Source organism: Latilactobacillus sp. (genome assembly GCF_033176295.1).
Taxonomy (GTDB): Bacteria; Bacillota; Bacilli; order Lactobacillales; family Lactobacillaceae; genus Latilactobacillus; species Latilactobacillus sakei.
On the sequence record NZ_JAMQEX010000002.1, the window covers coordinates 178,125 to 198,524 of the forward strand.

At 42.8% G+C, this 20,400-nt stretch carries 22 protein-coding genes; 20 read left to right on the forward strand and 2 right to left on the reverse strand.

What is annotated here, in order from left to right; genetic code table 11:
• Window positions 1–43 precede the first annotated feature (43 nt).
• The 7 genes from folD to recN all read left to right on the forward strand — a co-directional run bounded on the left by folD (window position 44) and on the right by recN (window position 6,465).
• Entirely contained in the window at window positions 44–895 is an 852-nt protein-coding gene (gene folD / locus NDN60_RS02380; protein WP_056948321.1) for a bifunctional methylenetetrahydrofolate dehydrogenase/methenyltetrahydrofolate cyclohydrolase FolD, read from the forward strand.
• Complete coding sequence (xseA, locus tag NDN60_RS02385; protein ID WP_056948323.1) at window positions 888–2,237, forward strand: exodeoxyribonuclease VII large subunit; 1,350 nt, start codon at window positions 888–890, stop codon at window positions 2,235–2,237. The genes folD and xseA overlap by 8 nt, the downstream gene beginning before the upstream one ends.
• A gap of 1 nt (window position 2,238) precedes the next feature.
• Window positions 2,239–2,469: an exodeoxyribonuclease VII small subunit gene (locus NDN60_RS02390; RefSeq protein ID WP_011374387.1), complete on the forward strand. Its 231-nt coding sequence runs from the start codon at window positions 2,239–2,241 to the stop codon at window positions 2,467–2,469.
• Window positions 2,469–3,341 carry a polyprenyl synthetase family protein gene (locus tag NDN60_RS02395; protein ID WP_056948325.1) on the forward strand — a complete coding sequence of 291 codons (873 nt, stop codon included), beginning with the start codon at window positions 2,469–2,471 and terminating at the stop codon, window positions 3,339–3,341. Before NDN60_RS02390 ends, NDN60_RS02395 begins: the two co-directional genes overlap by 1 nt.
• A gap of 8 nt (window positions 3,342–3,349) precedes the next feature.
• Window positions 3,350–4,180, forward strand: coding sequence for a TlyA family RNA methyltransferase (locus tag NDN60_RS02400; RefSeq protein ID WP_056948327.1), 831 nt, complete (start codon window positions 3,350–3,352; stop codon window positions 4,178–4,180).
• A gap of 79 nt (window positions 4,181–4,259) precedes the next feature.
• Entirely contained in the window at window positions 4,260–4,712 is a 453-nt protein-coding gene (gene argR / locus NDN60_RS02405) for an arginine repressor (protein WP_025015872.1), read from the forward strand.
• A 49-nt stretch (window positions 4,713–4,761) separates the two neighbouring features.
• Window positions 4,762–6,465 (forward strand): DNA repair protein RecN, encoded by a 1,704-nt coding sequence (recN, locus tag NDN60_RS02410; RefSeq protein WP_056948329.1) that lies wholly within the window; start codon window positions 4,762–4,764, stop codon window positions 6,463–6,465.
• 58 nt (window positions 6,466–6,523) lie between these two features.
• On the opposite strand, the gene NDN60_RS02415 is transcribed toward recN, so the two are convergent.
• Window positions 6,524–6,847 (reverse strand): hypothetical protein, encoded by a 324-nt coding sequence (locus NDN60_RS02415; RefSeq protein ID WP_056948330.1) that lies wholly within the window; start codon window positions 6,845–6,847, stop codon window positions 6,524–6,526.
• Window positions 6,848–6,969: 122 nt separating this feature from the next.
• On the opposite strand from NDN60_RS02415, the gene NDN60_RS02420 reads away from it, so the two are divergent.
• From NDN60_RS02420 to NDN60_RS02475, 12 genes are all read left to right on the forward strand, one after another.
• Window positions 6,970–7,194, forward strand: coding sequence for a YdbC family protein (locus tag NDN60_RS02420; protein WP_011374393.1), 225 nt, complete (start codon window positions 6,970–6,972; stop codon window positions 7,192–7,194).
• A 72-nt stretch (window positions 7,195–7,266) separates the two neighbouring features.
• Window positions 7,267–7,878 carry a guanylate kinase gene (gene gmk, locus NDN60_RS02425; RefSeq protein WP_011374394.1) on the forward strand — a complete coding sequence of 204 codons (612 nt, stop codon included), beginning with the start codon at window positions 7,267–7,269 and terminating at the stop codon, window positions 7,876–7,878.
• Window positions 7,879–7,882: 4 nt separating this feature from the next.
• A complete protein-coding gene (gene rpoZ / locus NDN60_RS02430; protein ID WP_011374395.1) occupies window positions 7,883–8,140 on the forward strand; it encodes a DNA-directed RNA polymerase subunit omega in 258 nt (85 codons plus the stop codon).
• Window positions 8,141–8,228: 88 nt separating this feature from the next.
• On the forward strand, window positions 8,229–9,446 hold the full coding sequence (gene coaBC / locus NDN60_RS02435) for a bifunctional phosphopantothenoylcysteine decarboxylase/phosphopantothenate--cysteine ligase CoaBC (RefSeq protein WP_011374396.1): 1,218 nt from the start codon (window positions 8,229–8,231) through the stop codon (window positions 9,444–9,446).
• Between the two features lies 1 nt (window position 9,447).
• Entirely contained in the window at window positions 9,448–11,865 is a 2,418-nt protein-coding gene (priA, locus tag NDN60_RS02440; protein WP_099947638.1) for a primosomal protein N', read from the forward strand.
• A 19-nt stretch (window positions 11,866–11,884) separates the two neighbouring features.
• The gene (fmt, locus tag NDN60_RS02445; RefSeq protein ID WP_099947313.1) at window positions 11,885–12,841 is read left to right on the forward strand and encodes a methionyl-tRNA formyltransferase; all 957 of its coding nucleotides are present in this window, start codon (window positions 11,885–11,887) and stop codon (window positions 12,839–12,841) included.
• Window positions 12,831–14,174 (forward strand): 16S rRNA (cytosine(967)-C(5))-methyltransferase RsmB, encoded by a 1,344-nt coding sequence (gene rsmB / locus NDN60_RS02450; RefSeq protein ID WP_056948336.1) that lies wholly within the window; start codon window positions 12,831–12,833, stop codon window positions 14,172–14,174. The genes fmt and rsmB overlap by 11 nt, the downstream gene beginning before the upstream one ends.
• 21 nt (window positions 14,175–14,195) lie before the next feature.
• A complete protein-coding gene (locus NDN60_RS02455) occupies window positions 14,196–14,942 on the forward strand; it encodes a Stp1/IreP family PP2C-type Ser/Thr phosphatase (protein WP_056948338.1) in 747 nt (248 codons plus the stop codon).
• A complete protein-coding gene (gene pknB / locus NDN60_RS02460; RefSeq protein ID WP_099947639.1) occupies window positions 14,939–16,822 on the forward strand; it encodes a Stk1 family PASTA domain-containing Ser/Thr kinase in 1,884 nt (627 codons plus the stop codon). Before NDN60_RS02455 ends, pknB begins: the two co-directional genes overlap by 4 nt.
• Before the next feature lie 99 nt (window positions 16,823–16,921).
• A complete protein-coding gene (rsgA, locus tag NDN60_RS02465; RefSeq protein WP_011374402.1) occupies window positions 16,922–17,821 on the forward strand; it encodes a ribosome small subunit-dependent GTPase A in 900 nt (299 codons plus the stop codon).
• Window positions 17,822–17,844: 23 nt separating this feature from the next.
• On the forward strand, window positions 17,845–18,507 hold the full coding sequence (rpe, locus tag NDN60_RS02470) for a ribulose-phosphate 3-epimerase (RefSeq protein ID WP_011374403.1): 663 nt from the start codon (window positions 17,845–17,847) through the stop codon (window positions 18,505–18,507).
• Window positions 18,494–19,144: a thiamine diphosphokinase gene (locus tag NDN60_RS02475; RefSeq protein WP_011374404.1), complete on the forward strand. Its 651-nt coding sequence runs from the start codon at window positions 18,494–18,496 to the stop codon at window positions 19,142–19,144. Before rpe ends, NDN60_RS02475 begins: the two co-directional genes overlap by 14 nt.
• 348 nt (window positions 19,145–19,492) lie before the next feature.
• Here the strand turns inward: NDN60_RS02475 and rpmB are convergent, their stop codons facing one another.
• Window positions 19,493–19,678 carry a 50S ribosomal protein L28 gene (gene rpmB / locus NDN60_RS02480; RefSeq protein WP_004265581.1) on the reverse strand — a complete coding sequence of 62 codons (186 nt, stop codon included), beginning with the start codon at window positions 19,676–19,678 and terminating at the stop codon, window positions 19,493–19,495.
• Between the two features lie 302 nt (window positions 19,679–19,980).
• Between rpmB and NDN60_RS02485 the strand changes: the two genes are divergently transcribed.
• Window positions 19,981–20,343 carry an Asp23/Gls24 family envelope stress response protein gene (locus NDN60_RS02485; protein WP_011374405.1) on the forward strand — a complete coding sequence of 121 codons (363 nt, stop codon included), beginning with the start codon at window positions 19,981–19,983 and terminating at the stop codon, window positions 20,341–20,343.
• The last annotated feature ends 57 nt before the right edge of the window (window positions 20,344–20,400 follow it).

Here is a 20,400-nt window from a genome sequence, read left to right on the forward strand (position 1 = left end):
TAAAATGGAATCATCAAATATCGATATATAGGGGCTGTGAATTTTGGAATTACTAGACGGTAGAGCACTTGCAAATGAATTGACACACGCACAACAAACAGCGGTTGAAACACTTAAAGAACAAGGTGTAACGCCTAAATTAGTGGTCATCATGGTCGGTGATGATCCAGCGAGTGCGATTTATACGCAAAGTAAGCAAAAAAGAGCAACCAAAATTGGAATGGCTTCAGAATTGAAGCGTCTATCAGCTGAAACGACCGAAGCTGAATTGTTGGCCTTGGTGAAAACGCTGAATGACGATCGCACCGTTGATGGTATTTTGGTGCAATTGCCATTGCCAAAACAAATTAATGAAGATCATGTCATCCAAGCAATCGATGCCAAAAAAGACGTTGATGGTTTTAGTCCCGTTAATATTGGGCAATTATGGCTCAACCAACAAGGATTAGTGGCCTGCACCCCTAATGGGATTATGCGCTTATTAGCGGCCCACAAGATTGATGTGGCTGGTAAAAATGTTGTGATTGTCGGTCGGAGTAATATTGTCGGCCGACCTTTAGCAGCGTTGATGCTCAATGCTAACGCAACCGTAACGATTGCCCACAGTCGCACAGCAAATCTAAAAGCCTTAACTAAAACGGCCGATATTTTGGTAGCAGCCATTGGTAAACCACACTTTTTCGGAATTGATGCTGTCAAAGAAGGCGCGGTTGTTATCGATGTCGGCATTAATCGCCTTGAAGACGGTTCAGTCACTGGCGACGTTGATTTCGAAGCCCTTCAAACACACGTCAGCGCAATGACGCCAGTGCCACGAGGTGTCGGACCAATGACGATTACGATGTTAATGGAACAAACGATTGAAATTGCAAAGGAACGTGTCAAACGTGGTTAAACCAACTGATTATTTAACAGTCACCGCTTTAACGCAATATTTGAAAGCTAAATTTGAACGCGATCCGTATTTGGATCGGGTTTATTTGACTGGTGAAATTTCCAACTTCCGCTTGCGGCCCAATGCGCATCAATATTTTAGTTTGAAGGATAATAAAGCTAAAATTAGTGCCATTATGTTTAAGTCGGCCTTCGAAAAAGTGAAGTTTACGCCGGAAGAAGGGATGAAAGTCCTCATAGTCGGCCGGATTTCGCTATACGAAGCCTCTGGTAACTATCAAATCTACGTTGAACGCATGGAACCTGATGGCTTAGGTGCCCTGTATCAAGCCTACGAACAATTAAAGGCGAAGTTAGCAACCGAAGGCTTATTCGATGCCCCTAAGCAACCTTTAGTCCGTTTCCCTAAAAGAATTGCGGTCATTACTAGTCCTTCCGGGGCAGTGATTCGCGACATTATTACGACTACCCAACGACGCTATCCAATTGCACAGTTAGTGTTGTTCCCAGCAGTTGTTCAAGGTGACGGTGCGGCTGATGTTTTAGTTGAGCGACTTAAACAGGTTAATGAACACGGCGACTTTGATACGATTATTATCGGTCGGGGTGGTGGCTCGATTGAAGATCTATGGCCGTTTAATGAAGAACGTGTTGCACGGGCGATTGTGGCCAGTCAGATTCCGGTCATCTCATCAGTGGGTCATGAAACCGATACGACGATTGCTGATTTGGTCGCGGATGTTCGAGCTGCCACACCAACTGCGGCAGCCGAATTAGCAACACCCGTTTTAACGGATGAAATTTTAAAATTACAACAACAGCGTTTACGGTTATATCAAGCCTTTTCAAAAACCGTTGCGCTTAATAAAAAACAACTCGATCATTTACAAAATAGTTATGTCTTGAAACAGCCTAAACGTTTGTATGATGGCTATCTCCAAAATGTTGACCAACTACAACGGCGCTTATTGACTGCACAACAGCAACTCTTAAAGGATCGGCGCCAACAGGTTCAATTGTTGCAACAACGGTTATCGGCACAATCACCATTGATGGCGGTGCGACAAGCACAAAAAGACGTTACTGAACAACAACGACGTTTAAACCAAGCGATGAACCGCTTGATGGCTGATCGCCGGCAAAAGGCCGCACAAGTCATTGCAGCACTCGATTTAGTCAGTCCGTTGAAGATTTTAGGCCGCGGGTTCGCCTATGTCACGGATGATCAGCAACAAATGTTGAAAAAAGTGGCAGATTTTAAGGCCCAACAACCGATTGAATTACACGTTCAAGATGGGTTAGTAACAGCTGAAGTTGTCGCAACCCATAAAGGAGAAGAATAAAATGGCAGAAAAAAAATTAACGTTTGAAGAAAATTTAGCGCAATTAGAAGTGATTGTTAACGAGTTGGAAACGGGCGATGTCCCGCTTGAAAAAGCAATGACGGCCTTTCAAGAAGGTGTCAAACTCAGTCAAACACTTGAAGAAACATTGAGCCAAGCTGAAAAGACAATGGCTAAAGTAATGGCCGATAACGGCGAAGAAGTACCATTAGATGCTGAGGAGCAACAGTAATGGCTGATTTTAAACAATTAGCGGCACGTGAATTACCGCAGTTTGACGCTTATTTAAAAAATGAATTGGCCAAAATTCAAGAACCAACGCTGCAAAAAGCGATGACGTACTCGGTCATGACAGGTGGTAAACGATTACGGCCACTCTTATTATTTGCGGTCTTAGAAAGTGCCGGTCAAAGCATTGATGAAACTGCTTTTAGAGCAGCTGGTGCGCTTGAATTAATCCATAGTTACTCGTTAATCCACGATGATTTACCTGCAATGGACAACGATGATTTACGGCGCGGCCAACCGACGAACCATAAGGTCTTTGGTGAAGCTGAGGCTATTTTGGCTGGTGATGGGTTATTAACACTTGCGTTTGAATGGTTAGCGACATTAAACGTGACCGCAGAACAACGAATCGAACTTGTTCGGTTGTTAGCGCAAGCGGCCGGTGCCAACGGGATGGTTGCGGGGCAAGTCGAAGACATTGAAGGCGAGCACAAAGCGTTGACATTAGCGCAGTTGCAACAAGTTCATCATCTTAAAACAGGTTGTTTAATTGAAGTCGCGGTGGCCATGGGCGCTGTCTTAGCGCAACTTGGTGAGGTTGAAACAACTGCTTTACGCGGTTTTGCGCAACAATTTGGTTTGGCCTTTCAGATTCAAGATGATATCTTAGATGTCACCAGTACCACTGTGGAAATGGGCAAAGCTGTTCATAAAGATGCCGCAGAACAAAAGAATACCTTCCCCATTTTATTGGGGTTGTCCGGTGCGCAAGAAGCACTTCACACGACTTGCCAACAAGCACAACAACAACTGGCGCAAGTCACGACTTTTGACCGGACTTTATTAAATAGTTTTTTGGACTATTTCAACGAATAGGAGAACAGATGAAAAAAGAACGGGTAGACGTACTATTAGTACAACAAGGTTTATTTGAATCACGGGAACAAGGCAAGCGGGCAATTATGGCTGGGGAAGTTTATGGGAAAAATGATGAACGAATTGACAAGCCCGGCGAAAAAATCGACGCCGAAACCGTATTAAGAGTTAAAGGGCACAAAATCCCATACGTGGGTCGCGGTGCTTTGAAATTGGCGAAGGCCATCGATGTTTTTGATATCGATCTTAAAGATAAATTAACGCTGGATATCGGTTCATCAACAGGTGGGTTCACCGATGTTGCGTTGCGTAATGGCGCACGGCGCTGTTATGCGCTTGATGTGGGTTATAATCAATTGGCCTGGAAGTTGCGTGAAGATTCCCGCGTAGTTGTTATGGAACGGGTTAACTTCCGTTATAGCCAACCAGAGGACTTTACTGATGGATTACCAGACTTTGCAATGACCGATGTTTCCTTTATTTCGTTGCATAAGATTTTGGTACCTTTAAAACCAATTCTCAAACCTAATTGTGATGCGGTGGCTTTAATTAAGCCCCAATTTGAAGCGGGTCCAGCTAATGTAGGTAAAAACGGGATTGTCCGTGATCCTAAGGTTCATAAAAATGTTGTGACAGATATCGTCAACTTTAGTTTAGCAACAGGCTACGATGTTTTAGGTCTTGATTTCTCACCAATTAAAGGTGGCGAAGGGAACATCGAGTTCTTGATCCATCTTAGAAATACAGAAGCCGAGACGGGCACACTTGCTGAAAATGTGAATATTGATGCGGTTTTAGAACGAGCTTATGCAGAATTAAAACGACCTTCTGGAAAATAATGCATAAATCTTTGTGTTTTATGTATAAATACGCTATCATGTGAGTTAGAATTGTTATTCACAAGAAGAGGTGTTTTTGATGCGTAAAGTAGACCGACAACGACTGTTGAGAAATTTAATTCAAACTCATGAAATTGAACGCCAAGAAGATTTTGTTAAACTCTTGCAGGCGGAACAAATTGAGGTCACGCAGGCCACGATTTCGCGTGATATCAAAGAAATGCAACTGGTAAAAGTCCCTAATACGGACGAAGGCTATCACTATAGCTTACCGCTTGAAAAAAAATTAGATGTTAAAGAAAAATTGCGACGGACATTACGAGATGCCTATGTGACCCATAATCAACAGGATTATTTTGTGGTGATTAAGGCGCATCCTGGTAATGCGCCAGCAATTGCAAGTTTATTAGATCAATTACAATCCGAAGATATTTTTGGGACAATTGGTGGCGATGACACGGTCCTTATTATTTGTAAATCTGAGGAACAAGCAAAACAGTTCAGATTATTTATCGAAGACTTGCTAAAGTAATTTAGCAAGTTTTTTTAAGATTAGGACCAGATGAAAGGGGCATTTTCAAATGCTACAAGAATTAGTCATTCACGACTTTGCAATTATAGATCAATTGGCCATTAGTTTCGATGAAGGGATGACGGTTCTTTCTGGTGAAACAGGGGCCGGGAAATCGATTATTATCGACGCGGTTGGCCTGCTCGCTGGTGGTCGAGGGTCACAGGATTTTATCCGAACCGGTGCGAAAAAAGCGACGTTAGAGGGCTTGTTTACATCACCCGAAAACGCCACGACTGCCGCGCTTTTAGCTGAATATGGGATTGAACACGATGATCAAACCATTTTATTACAACGTGATTTGGCATTAAACGGGCATAATGTTTGCCGTGTTAATGGCCATCTGGTCAACACTGCGACGCTTAAAAAGATTGGAGAAACATTAGTTGATATTCACGGTCAAAACGAACATCAAGAATTAATGTATCCTGATCGCCATCTAGGCTTGTTGGATGAGTTTGCCCACACAGCTTTGGCGAGTGCAAAGGCGGCCTATCAAGAAACCTATCAGGCTTACCGGCAAACGGAAAAAGCATTGAAGAAGAAGCAACAAAATGAGCAGGAATGGGCCCAACGCCTTGATATGCTTAAATTTCAAACTAATGAAATTGACGCAGCGCAATTACAACCAGATGAAGAAAGTAAGTTAATCGAAGAACGCGCGAAACTCAGCAACTTCCAACGAATTAATCAGGCCTTGCAAGCTAGTCGCGCCATTTTATCTGGTGAAGAAGGCAACGCGCTAGATCAAATCGCGATTGCGATGAATCAGATGCAAGAAATTGCGGAATTAGATCCTGAATTCAAAAGAATTGCTGATAATCTACAAACAGGCTATTACACACTGCAAGACAGCGGTAGTGATATTAGTCGGGAAGTCGATAATCTTGAATGGGACGAAGCACGCTTGGATGAAATTGAACAGCGCTTAGAAACAATCAATAATCTCGAACATAAATATGGCGATTCAATTCCTGAAATCTTAGCTTATGGGGCGCAAATTACCAAAGAATTGCAAGCAATGCAGGCCACCGAAGCCAATGCAAGCGAATTAGAGCAACAATTTGAACAACAACAAGCCCAATTGCTGGAAGAAGCAGCCGTTCTTTCTGAGAAACGCCAAGCTGCTGCTCAACAGTTGGAAAAGGCTGTTCACCAACAACTCAAAGCGCTCTACATGGCTAAAACGGTTTTCAAAGTTGAATTTGCCATGGTTGATAATCAGCAATTTATGCGCAGCGGTCGGGATAAAGTTGAATTTTATATTCAACCTAATCCGGGTGAGAAGCTACGGCCGCTTGCCAAGACTGCTTCTGGTGGGGAATTATCCCGATTGATGTTGGCGCTTAAAACGATTTTCTCAGAATCACAAGGCGTTACCAGCATTATTTTCGATGAAGTTGATACTGGGGTCAGTGGGCGTGTTGCACAGGCAATCGCCAATAAAATTAGCGAAATTGCCCAACATTCACAAGTCCTCTGTATTACGCATTTGCCACAAGTAGCGGCGATGAGTGATCATCAATACCAAATTCAAAAACAAATTAAACAAAACCGCACAGAAACATCAATCCAAAAGGTAACCGGTAAAAAACGCGTTGCTGAACTGGCTCGTATGTTGGCGGGGACAGAAGTGACGGAATTAACGCTAGAACACGCCCAAGAATTAGTGGACCTCGCAGAAACTGCTAAAGCACAGATTAGACAAGCTTAATAAAGAAGGGGTTAGGACTTGTTGTCCTAACCCCTTCTTTAACGGTCATCGTCTATTGTTAGTTATTTTTTGAGATGTAGCGGATTTGATTTAAAGTAACGATTTTATAAAGATTAGAGTGATTTTCTTTTAACAAGTAAGTTTGTTCGTCGAGTTGCTTAATCAAGCGCCCATTGACTTGTTCGATGTGCTCGGCCACGTTAAATTGGATAGCCAAACGGTAATGGCGATCAAAAGCTTGCATCATATAAAGTTGAATTTGGCTAGGTTGCATCTGGGGTTGTTTGATTAATTCTTGGGCATCATCGAGTTCGAAAAAGCGTTGATACCGTTTCACCAATTCATGACTAAAGCCGACTACTGCTGATTGTTTGATTTCCATAACGTGTTGTCCTCCGAACATTTGTTTGTATTTCTATTATACGAACAAACGTTCTAATCTGCAAGCGCAAATTTAAATTTTTTTCGTGTATAATAGATTAAACGATGAGAAAGGGTGATTTTATGAGTGATATCAACTACAAAATAATGGCTGAAATTGGGGTCATTAGTGAAGATAAGGCGGGCTGGAAGAAAGAATTGAACTTAATTGCTTGGAATGGTCGCGCACCTAAGTTTGATTTACGGGACTGGGCACCCGATCATGCGAAGATGGGCAAGGGCATCACGCTCACCAATGAGGAAGTTGCACAATTGCAAACAATATTAAATGAGATGAACCTAAAGTAGACTTGTAATTGGCAGTCATCTAGTGATAAAATAGAACTTAACTATTTTATAAAAGAAGAGGGAATTACGTAGATGTCCAATCGAGGAATGTTGATCGTTTTATCTGGCCCATCAGGGGTTGGTAAAGGAACTGTCCGTCAAGCAATGCTAGAAGATGAATTTCGTGATTTTCACTATTCAGTTTCGATGACGACTAGAAAGCCAAGACCAGGCGAACAAGATGGTGTTGACTACTATTTTGTGAGCAAAGAAGAATTCGAGCAAGAAATTGCAAATGATGGTATGCTAGAGTATGCACAGTATGTTGATAATTATTACGGCACACCGATGAAGTATGTCAATCAAACCTTAGAATCAGGCCGCGATGTCTTATTAGAAATCGAAGTCCAAGGTGCGATGCAGGTTCGTGAGAAGTGTCCAGATGGCGTGTTTATCTTTTTAACACCGCCTGATTTATTGGAATTACGTAATCGAATCCAAAAACGTGGCACTGACGATCAAGCAACGATTGATAAGCGCATGCAAAAAGCAGCCGATGAAATTCGGATGATGGAAAATTATGATTACGCTGTTGTCAATGATGAAATTCCAAACGCCGTTCAACGGATTGAAAAGATTATTGAGAGTGAACACTTACGAGTACCACGTGTGATTGATCAATATAAGAAAATGATAGGGGAATAATAAAATGATTGTATATCCTTCAATTGATAAGTTACTAGAAAATGTTAACTCACGCTATTCATTAGCCGTTTTAGCAAGCAAGCGAGCACATCAAATCGAAGCTGGCGATTTGAAAATGTTATCAGAATACAAATCACCTAAAACCGTAGGGATGGCAATGGAAGAAATTGCTGCTGGCAATGTAACCATTGATCCTGATTCATTGATGCTTGAAAAAGATGCTGAAAAAATGGATAAGCTTTCTCAAAAAGATGGCGAATAAGAATAATTAGCGAACCGCATTTTTAGTTTATTCATCGTGGGATGTCTAAATTAAGAGGCGGTTTTTTTATTTAAAGGAGGTTTTTAAAATGGTGAGTTTAGAAAACAAACACGTTACGGTTTACGTAACCGGTGGGATTGCGGTGTACAAGGTCGCTAGTTTAGTGCGTCAGTTGATTAAAAATGGGGCAATTGTCCGCGTGGCAATGACGCAGGCTGCCACCGAATTTGTGACACCATTGACCTTTGCGACATTAACGCGGCAAGAAGTGCTAACTGATTTAATGACGATGAATCACCCAGAACAAGTCGCCCACATTCACTTAGCTGACTGGACCGAATTGGCAATTGTTGCACCTGCGACGGCCAATATTGTTGGCAAATTAGCGAACGGCATTGCAGATGATTTCGCGACCACGGCACTTTTGGCAACTACGGCGCCTAAATTATTGGTGCCCGCTATGAATGAACATATGTGGTTAAATCCTGCAACACAACGCAATTTAACACAATTAAAAGCAGATGGGATTGCGATTGTGCAACCCGCTACTGGTTTTTTAGCGGAAGGCTATGAAGGCCAAGGGCGTTTTCCAGAAGAAGATGTGATTATGAGCAATGTTTACCGCCAATTAACCCCTAATCGTTTGCAAGATAAAGTGGTTTTAGTGACGGCCGGTGGGACGCAGGAACCTTTGGATCCGGTTCGCTATATTGGCAACCGGTCATCTGGTAAAATGGGGTATGCGATTGCTGGAATGGCGGCTCAAATGGGTGCGAAGGTTACTTTGATTAGTACGCGGCCAGAACTGGCTGTCCCTGCTAATCTGGCACAAGTCATCTATGTCCGAACGGCAGCCGAACTGCAAGGGGCCGTTGCTAGTCTATATAATGAAGCGGATGTCGTGATTATGGCAGCCGCTGTCGCTGATTTTAAACCGGCGCAATACGTTTCACAAAAAATTAAAAAACAAGTTGGTCAAACTGATATGACGCTTGAACTCAATCGGACGCCGGATATTTTAGCGACGTTGGGTCAAGAAAAGAAAAAGCAATATCTAGTGGGCTTTGCAGCTGAAACCAATGATTTGATGGCGCATGCGCAAGTCAAATTAACGGCTAAACAGGTCGATTTATTAGTGGCCAATGATGTCAGCCAAACCGACCGGGGCTTTGGCGCTGACCAAAATGCGGTCACTCTTTTACGACCAAATCAGGCACCAGAAGCATTACCATTGGCTTCCAAAAAAGTGATTGCCACACAAATTTTAGAACGGATCAGTACAGCGCTTAGCTCAAAGGAGGAATAGCATGCCACAGATTGCTAAAGTAATCGTTGATGTGCCGACAATGCAAACTAATCGGCCATATGATTATCAGGTACCGGTCACTTTAGTTGATGTCATTCAACCTGGGATGCGGGTTATTATTCCGTTTGGAAATGGCGATCGTAAGATTCAGGGCTTTGTCTTGCAAGTTTTAGACCAGCCAAGCTTTACGGGCCAATTAAAGGCAATCGAGGCAGTTGTTGATTTAACACCAGCGGTTAACCCTGAATTACTATCACTTTCGGATTGGTTAGCACAACAGACGTATGCTTTTCAGATCACGTGTCTGCAGACGATGTTACCCAGTGTGATGCGGGCTAAATATACGAAAACTGCGACGTTAACTGATGAAATTCCAACGGACTTACAGGCCAGTCTGTTCAATGGCAATGATGAGTTGACTTTTGATCAGAATCTGGCGCCTGATAAGTTAAAACAACTCATGCAATTGCAACGCCAAGGTAAAATTAGCGTCACTTATCACGTTGACAACCGGGCACAAGTTAAGCAATTAACGGCGATTGAGCCCGCACTGAGTTTTGAACAATTGGAAGAAGCACGGATGGGTTTACGAAAGTCAGCCCAGAAGCAAAGCCAATTAATCAGTTATCTGCAAACGCTGATTGATCAAGAGGCACCGACTTTATTAAAAACGATTTTAGAAAAAACAACTTTTACGCGGGAAAATATTCGAATCGGTGCGGAAAAAGGCTGGTTACGCCAAGTTAAGGTGGAAGCTTACCGGAATCCGTACGCTAATGCTGTTCAACCAACCCACAAAATGACGCTAACGAGCGAACAAGAAACCGCAGTTGATGCGGTCGTTCAATCCGCATCAACGGATGCCTCAGAAGTATTCTTAATTGAAGGTGTCACTGGCAGTGGGAAGACCGAAGTTTATTTACAAACAATTGATGCCGTCTTGCAACAAGGGAAGACCGCACTGATGTTAGTTCCTGAAATTGCCTTGACGCCGCAGATGGTGCAACGCGTGAAGGGCCGCTTTGGTGATTTAGTCGCTGTGTTACATAGTGGCTTATCTGAAGGTGAGAAATACGACGAATGGCGGCGCATTGAACGCAAAGAAGCGCGCGTGGTCGTCGGTGCCCGCTCAGCCGTTTTTGCGCCACTTGAAGATATCGGCGTGATTATTATGGACGAAGAACATGAAGCCAGTTATAAGCAAGACGAAAGTCCCCGTTATCATGCACGCGACGTTGCGATTTGGCGGAGTCAGTATCATAACTGCCCGGTCATTTTAGGCAGCGCCACACCATCGTTAGAATCCCGGGCTCGGGCGCAAAAAGATGTCTACCATCTGATTCGCCTGACGCAACGGGTGAACCAACAAGCCTTACCAGCTGTTGAACTAGTTGATATGCGCGAAGCGATGAGGGTTCAAAAAGCCAGCAACTTTTCACCGGCGTTATTAGCCGGCATCAAAGAACGGATGCAAAAGGGCGAACAAAGTGTGTTACTCCTAAATCGTCGCGGTTTTTCATCATTTATCATGTGTCGGGATTGCGGGTTTGTCTTGCAGTGTCCCAACTGTGATATTTCGTTGACGTTACACATGGATACGCATTCGATGAAATGCCATTATTGTGGGCACGAAGAAGTCATTCCTAAGATTTGCCCCAGCTGTCAGAGTCGTCAAATTCGCTATTTTGGGACTGGCACGCAAAAAGTCGAAGCTGAATTACAAGAATTAATCCCTGAAGCACGGATCTTGCGGATGGACGTTGATACGACTCGGAAAAAAGGCGCGCATGCTAAATTATTGAAAAAATTTGGTGATCACGAAGCTGATATCTTATTAGGGACGCAGATGATTGCCAAGGGCCTAGATTTCCCAGATGTAACGTTAGTCGGGGTGATCAACGCTGATACTGCTTTGGGTTTACCGGATTTTCGGGCGAGTGAGCGGACTTTCCAATTATTAACGCAGGTTAGTGGTCGTGCGGGTCGTGCAGATAAGGTGGGGCAAGTGATTGTTCAATCTTATAATCCCGAGAATTACGCGATTCAATTTGCCAAGCAGCACGATTATGAAGGCTTTTATCAATATGAAATGGCGGTGCGCCACCGTGGCGGCTATCCGCCTTATTACTTTACGGTGAAGGTGACGGTTAGCCACCCTGAAGAAGCACTTGCCGCAAAGAAGAGTTTTCAAATTGCCAAACAGATGCGACCGATTTTATCCGACCAAGCACTGATTCTCGGGCCCACCCCGAAATCAATTGCTCGGATTAATAATCGTTATTTTTACCAAATTGTGATTAAATATAAACAGGAACCACAACTTCAGGCTAAATTAGCCGAAATACTAGAGACCACCCAAATCGATACTCGTCACGGGTTTAAGATTGGGCTGGATAATGAACCTCTACAATTTACTTAAAAGTGAGCGTGATTGATTAATGACATCCATCGTATTTATGGGAACACCCCAATTTTCAGTACCAATTTTAGAAGCCCTTGTGGCAAACGACTACCAAATCTTGGCAGTTGTGACACAACCGGATCGGAAAGTCGGTCGTAAACAAGTGTTGCAACAAACACCTGTTAAAGAAGCAGCGGTTCGACTAGATCTACCAGTATTCCAACCAGAAAAACTCAGTGGCAGCCCTGAACTGGCTGACGTGATTGCCTTACAACCGGATTTAATTGTAACGGCAGCTTACGGTCAATTCTTACCAACAAAATTATTAGAAGCCGCTAAAATCGCTGCGATTAATGTTCATGGCTCATTATTGCCTAAATACCGTGGTGGCGCCCCAATTCAATACGCCGTTTTAAATGGCGACTCAGAAATCGGGATTACCATCATGCACATGGCTAAGAAAATGGATGCCGGTGATATGATCGAACAAGCTAGTATTCCAATTGAAGCCACAGACGATACCGGTAGTTTATTCGATAAGTTAAGCTATGTTGGTCGGGATCTTTTATTAAAGACTTTACCTGGGATTATTGCACAAACAGCCCCTCGGACACCGCAAGATGAAGTGCAAGTGACCTTTGCGTATAACATTACCAAGGAACAAGAACAATTAGACATCAACCAACCTGCTGAACAGTTGGTTAACCAAATTCGCGCTTTACGGCCTCAACCAGGGGCTTGGTTAGCCGTTAATGGCCAACGGACTAAGATTTGGCAAGCGACAGTTGCAGAAACAACAACTGATCAAGCCGCCGGCGTAGTTGTCGCGCTAAATAAAAAAGATTTCGAATTAGCTGCCGGTAACGGGACTGTTTTAAAAATCACTGAAATTCAACCGGCCGGTAAAGCCAAGATGCCAGTGCAATCTTATTTAAATGGGGTTGGCAAGCAACTAGCAGTCGGTCAACAAGTGGTGGTGCAAGATGCCGAATAAGACACCGCGCTACTTAGCTGTTGAAATATTGACGGCAATTGCCAAACAAAATAGTTATTCAAACTTGGCATTAGATCAAGTAATCAATAAGAATCGATTAAACCCACAAGATGCTGGTTTTTTAACGCAGCTTGTTTACGGTGTTATTCAGCATGAATACACGTTGGATTATTATCTAGCACCTTTCATTCAAAAGCCGAAGAAAATGGACAACTGGGTTCGCCAAGTTCTCAGAACCGCGGTTTATCAACAAGTTTATTTGGATCGCGTGCCAGAACATGCTATTTTCTACGAAGCAACTGAAATTGCTAAAAAAATGGGGCATGCGGGGGTTGCTAAGCTCGTGACGGCGATTTTGCGGCAGTTACAACGCAGTGGTTTACCGGATCTCAATGCGATTGCTGATCCAATTGAACGTCTTAGCGTGCAATACAGCGTGCCGCAATGGTTGGTGGCAAAGCTGCAAGCTGATTTAGGGGATGATAAACTCGAATCATTGCTCGCAACAATTAACCAACCAGCCAACGCTTCATTGCGAGTTAATACGCGGATCAATACGGTTGATGCCGTATTGGCTGAGTTACAACCGCAGTTTAATGACCTCCAACCGAGTCAGATTGCTAAGGTTGGTTTGGTCGCACAAGGCGGTCATTTGGCCAGTGGTGCGTTATTTGAAGCGGGCGATTATACGATTCAAGATGAAAGTTCAATGTTAGTCGCACCTAGTTTAGACATTCAACCAGGGGACCAAGTATTAGACGCTTGTGCCGCACCTGGTGGCAAGACAACGCATATGGCAACTTATTTGGATGCGCAACAAGGCGGTCAAATCACGGCCTTAGACATTCATGACCATAAAGTCCGCTTGATTGAACAAAATGCGAAGCGGCTCCATGTTGAAGATGTTGTTAGCGCTCAAGCACTAGACGCACGTAAGGTGGGCGAACAGTTTGGTGAGGCACATTTCGATAAAATTCTAGTCGATGCACCTTGTTCAGGTTTAGGACTAATGCGCCGAAAACCAGAAATTAAATATAGCCGCCAACCAGCGGACTTGATGAATCTACAACGAATCCAATTAGCAATTCTAGATGCCGTGGCGCCTACTTTGAAAGTCGGCGGACGCCTAACTTATAGTACATGCACGATTGTTCCGGAAGAAAATCAACAAGTGGTGGCGGCCTTCGTTGCTAACCATCCGGAGTTTGAAATTGAACCAGTGCCACTTGAATTACCATTAGCGCAGAATCAAGCAAGTCCTTTTGTCCAAATCTATCCAGATGATTACCAAACAGACGGCTTTTTCATCGCTTGTTTGAAACGACGGGCATAACTACAATTGAGGTGATTTTTTATGGAAGTTGCATATCAAACAGATGTCGGTCAACAGCGACAGAATAATCAAGATTATGTTGGTTTTTATACTAATCAACGCGGTGTTCAATTTGCAATTGTTGCCGATGGAATGGGCGGTCATTTAGGAGGCGACGTGGCCTCTGAAATGGCTGTTTCCCATATCGGACATGAATTTGAAAAAACAGATGATACTGATATTGAAGCGATGGTTAAGTGGTTGATTTTTGAATTACAAAGAGAAAACCAACATATTTTAGCCAAAGCGAATCAATATGACGATTTATCGGGGATGGGCACGACCTTAGTGGCAGTCTTAATTTCCGGGACGCACTATTTAGTCGCTAATATCGGCGATAGCCGCGTTTACCGTCTCAGACGCAATACGTTACGTCAATTAACGGAAGACCACTCATTGGTCAATGAACTGGTTAAGCAAGGGGAATTAACGGCAGAAGCCGCTAAGCATCATCCTCAAAAGAATATCATCACGCGCACACTGGGTGTTTCTCAAGAGGTTGATGCAGATGTGACGATTTATGAATTCGAACCAGATGACTACTTACTTTTATGTACAGATGGGTTGACCAATATGGTCGATGACGATCAAGTGCAACAAACCTTGATGGCAGAGATGACGCTGGAAGAAAAATGTGCCGCCTTAATCCAAAAAGCGAACGAAGCTGGCGGCATGGATAACATTACGGCACTCATCTTACATCACGAAGGTGAGGTGCCTACGCCATGATGGAAACAGGGTACGCTGTAGCGGGGCGTTATAAGATTATTCGGCCCATTGGTGAAGGCGGCATGGCTAATGTTTATTTGGCGCAGGATCTAATTTTAGACCGGCAAGTGGCAGTTAAAGTTTTACGATTAGATCTCCGAAATGATCCGGATACAGTCCGACGGTTTACGCGAGAAGCGTTGGCAACGACTGAATTAAATCATCCGAATATTGTTAGTATTTACGATGTTGGTGAAGAAAACAGTATGCAGTACATCATTATGGAATATATTAAGGGCACCGATCTTAAGAAATATATCGTGGAACACTTTCCAATTCCTTATCAACGTGTAATTGATATTATGACGCAGATTTTATCTGCGGTTCAAAACGCACATGCGCATAATATTATTCATCGGGATTTAAAACCACAAAATATTTTGGTTGATGAAGACGGCAATGTTAAGATTAGTGACTTTGGGATTGCGATTGCGCTCAGCGAAACAGCGATGACTCAGACCAACACGTTGTTGGGGTCTGTGCATTATCTCTCACCGGAACAGGCAAGAGGCTCGATGGCGACGAAACGGTCTGATATTTACTCGTTAGGAATTGTGCTTTATGAGTTATTGACGGGGATGGTGCCTTTTGAAGGCGAGTCCGCTGTTTCAATTGCGATTAAGCATTTCCAAGATGAAGTCCCACCAGTACGCAACTATGATCCACGTATTCCGCAAGCCCTGGAAAATGTCGTTTTAAAAGCGACTGCCAAGGATCCGGATGAACGCTATAGTGGTGTTGATGCCATGATGGCTGACTTAGCAACTTCTTTATCAGCTAGTCGTGCGCACGAACCTAAATGTGTGCCATCAAAAGCGGATGATTTGAGTGAGACTAAGGTGATTCCTGCACTAGATCCAGAAGGCATTACGCAAACCAACAACGATGAGGAACAAGTTAAAGAAGCAGAATCAACTCAGAAAAAGGTTAAAAAGCCAGCTAAGTCTAAGCGTAAGTGGTGGCTACTAGGTGGCGGTGTTGTTTTATTGCTGTTATTAGCAACGGTGATTGCTTTTGCAGTTCAGGGGAGCGAAGTAACCGTCCCTGATTTAACGGATATGACACAACAAAATGCGGAATCTGCTTTGACCGATAAAAAACTGAAAGTCGGCACGGTTCAAAAAACAACGAGTCAGAAATACAGTAAGGGCCACGTCATTCGAACAACACCTAAAGCGGGCCTGAGTGTAAAATCAAAAAGTACGGTTAATTTAATTGTCAGTTCAGGACGCCAAAAGTATAAGATTAAAGACTATACGAACCAAGCATATAGTGATGTTCGGGATGCTTTGAAGGATAAGGGCTTGACCGTTAAACGGAAATACCAAAGTTCATCTGAAGTGAGTCCTGGGTTGATTATCGATCAAAGTATTGCGGCTGGCAAAAGGGTCGTTCCAAGTAAAACGACGATTACCTTAACAGTCAGCAGCGGCAAACCTGGTTTTGCATTGCATAATCTAAGCAACTATACAAAGCAAGGGATTCAAGACTATGCTGCACAAAATGGTTTAACGGTCGTATTCTCTGAAGAATATTCATCAAGTATTTCTGAAGGAATGGTAATCAGTCAATCGCCTGCAAGTGGTACAATGGTTCAAGAAGGTGATAGCGTAAGCGTTATCCTTTCAAAAGGCGAGCAACCAACTGAACATCATTCTATTGTGACGTCGAGTTCAAATTCAGTTATCGAGTCGAGTGCGCCTGAATCAAGTCAATCGAGTGAAAGTAGCGCGAGTGAGTCAGAGAGCGAATCAGAGAGTGAATCGGAAAGCGAATCAGCAAGTGAATCGATCAGTAGTTCAGCTAGTCAAAGTAGTCAATCGAGCGTTCAATCAAAGTAATCTTTAGATAAAATAAGTTACTACCGTATTTTACGGGAGGATTAAGCAATTTTAGTAGATAACCACAGAACAGGTTAGAAAATAATGGGAGGTGACCTATTGCAGACCGGACAGATTATTCGTGCCCTCAGTGGGTTTTATGATGTACAAAGTGAGCACAAAATTTATCGAACACGGGCTCGAGGTAATTTTAGAAAACGGAAAATTACGCCATTGGTCGGCGATTTCGTTGAATTTGAAAGTGAAAGTCAAACAGAAAGCGGCTATATCTTAGAAATTTTAGACCGCAAAAATGAAATGATTCGACCACCAGTAGCGAATATCGATCAGGCAGTTGTCATTGTTTCGGCAGTCGAACCTGATTTTTCGTTAAACTTATTAGATCGTTTCTTGATTTATTTAGAAAGTTTGAATATTCAAGGCCTCGTTTATTTGACGAAAACCGATATGATTTCTGACGAAAAATATCAAGAGATTAAGCAATATTTGGATTACTATGAAAAAGTGGGTTATCCAACTTTTGCACCCAGAACGGCATTTACACCAGAGATTATTCAAGCGATTGAAGACACATTCCCTGATAAAACGACCGTCTTTACGGGACAAACAGGGGCTGGTAAATCAACACTGCTTAATCACATTGATCCTAAATTGAACTTAGCAACGGCTGAAATTTCACAAAGTTTAAACCGTGGGAAGCATACGACGCGCCATATCGAACTAATTCCATTGAACGATGGATTGGTTGGCGATACACCAGGATTTTCATCACTGGGCATTTTAAATGTGACGAGTGAAACTTTAGTGAGTCGTTATCCTGAATTTAGAGAAATTGGACAAGATTGTAAGTTTAGAACTTGCCAACATGTGATGGAACCTAAATGTGCGGTTAAAGCGGCCGTTGATGCTGGTGAAATTATGCAAAGTCGCTATACGAACTATTTGCAATTCCGGGCCGAATTAAAGGATATCCGGCCTGTTTATAAGAAATCAAAATAAGAAATTGGATGGGAGTTTTTAAAATGACACAAATCGCACCTTCGATTTTAAGCGCAGATTTTATGAATTTACAACGGGATGTTCAAAACCTTGAGGCAGCAGGTGCCGACCTATTGCATATTGATATTATGGATGGCATGTTTGTACCTAACATGTCTTTTGGCGCCCAAGTGGTCAGCGGTATTCGTCCGCTAACACAACTAGGCTTAGATGTTCATTTGATGGTTGAACAACCAGAACGCTACATTGAACAATTCATAACAGCTGGTTCTGATTTAATCATGATTCACGCAGAAGCAACAGAACATCTTTATCGTGGTCTTCAAATGATCAAAGATGCTGGTGTTAAAGCTGGGGTGGTCATCAATCCAGGGACTCCAGTGAGCTACATTGAATCTGTTTTACCATTGGTTGATCAAGTTTTAGTAATGACGGTTAATCCTGGTTTTGGTGGTCAAAAATTCATTCCAGCAATGTTAACGAAGGTCGCTGAATTAGCGGCTTATCGTGAAGCACACGCTGATGCTGATTTTACAATCGAAGTTGACGGTGGTGTTAACGACCAAACAATCGCGGCCTGTGCCAAAGCGGGCGCTGATGTCTTTGTAGCGGGTTCATACACATTTGCTGGTGATTTAGCAACACGAATTGAAACCCTTAAGAAGGCTGCTAATGAAGCGCGTTAATTTATTGGCAGGTGGTCCAGTTGATCAGTGGGCATCGGAATTAGCAACAATCACAACGGTCCCAGGACAATGGATTACGGCCGATCGTGGGACGTTACGCCTATTGCAACAAGGCGTGACACCTACGATTGCGGTCGGTGATTTTGATTCCATTACCCCGGCTGAAAAAGAACAGGTACTAGCGGCGGTCAGTGATATTCGTTCGGTTCAAGCTGAAAAAGACGAAACAGATACGCAATTAGCGTTATCGATTGCCTTTGAAGAACTACAGGCTGACCGTGTGGTGGTCTACGGTGCGACTGGAGGCCGAATTGACCATTTCTTAGCCAATCTCTTTATGGCGGTCGAAGAACGCTTTAGAACGGTCCTCAATCGCATTGAGATGCGTGACCGGCAAAATACGATTCAATTCTATGCGCCAGGGACGTATGAGCTGACAAAAGAGGCTGATAAAAAGTACCTCGCGTTTATCCCGCTCGTGCCAACGACGGATTTAAATTTAGTAGATGAGAAATATCCACTCACACATTTTGATACGACGGTCCCAATTTCGTGGGCTAGCAACGAATTCATCGGCGAAAAAGCGCATTTTAATTTTAAAACGGGCATCGTAGCGGTGATTCAAAGTAAGGATTAAAAGAGTGCGTTTGAAACGGTTTGACTTTGAGCATTAGCACAGCTCGGCGAATAACTGCTGCAAGCAGTTATTTGACGAGTGACGCTAAGCACAGAAGTCAGTTTCAAAAAGCACGTTTAAGCCATTAAAATTCGAATATAAAAAGGCTCGACAAATTTATTTTGTCGAGCCTTTTTTGATGGAAACGTGCTTTTGCCAGTAACTTTCTGCGCTTTGCTACACTTGTCAAACCGGCGATTTCATCGCCAATTCGCCAAGTTATGCAAATGCTCAAAAGCTAACCACTGGCAACGCACTCTATTTTTGCGCAAAAAAATAGATTGTCCGAAGACAATCTAAGAAACGAAATTAAACACGAGTAACTTTGCCTGATTTCAAAGCACGAGCAGAAACCCAAACACGTTTAGGTTTGCCATCAACTAAGATACGTACTTTTTGTAAATTTGGCTTCCAAGAACGACGAGATGCGTTCAAAGCGTGTGAACGCTTGTTGCCAAATGATGTTTTACGGCCGGTAATAACGTCTTTTGCCATGGTCTATTCCTCCTTTTAGTAAAGCCGGTAGAAGAATTAACGAGAAACATAATATGATTCAGTTAGTCTTAATAGTTGCATGCATGCACACCGGCTTACACAATTCACTTAAACAATTTACCATAATAGTTGAGCTAATGCAAGAACTCTTACAAGGAAAATTACTTGACAGGTCATTTTTTAAGGGTAGTATCTAATAAAAGCATGCGTTATACTAAGCAATACAGGTTCGTTAAAGTACTTTGAAAGTTATCGGAGCTATGCTAAAATAACATTAAGTATGTCACAAGGAGGCTATTTTAATGGCTGTTAAAATTAAGACCCAATACGGCGATATCGATATTACGAATAATGTGATTGCCACTGTCGTTGGCGGTGCTGCAACTGATATTTATGGCATCGTTGGTATGGCAAGCAAGAATCAAATTCGTGACAATTTAAATGAAATTTTAAATCGTGAAAATTACAATCGGGGCGTTGTTGTTCGTCAAGAAGAAAATGGCGTGGCAATCGACGTTTATATTATTTGTGGTTATGGCATTAAGATCTCAGAAGTTTGCCGTAATGTTCAAAGTAAAGTGAAATATAATCTTGAAACAATGTTGGGTGTTAGTGCAAACTCAGTTAATGTTTATGTTCAAGGTATACGTGTATTAGAAGACTAAAATAATGAGCGGAGCTGGTGGTTAAAGCCAGTTCTATTTGTTTTCGTTCGAGGAGGA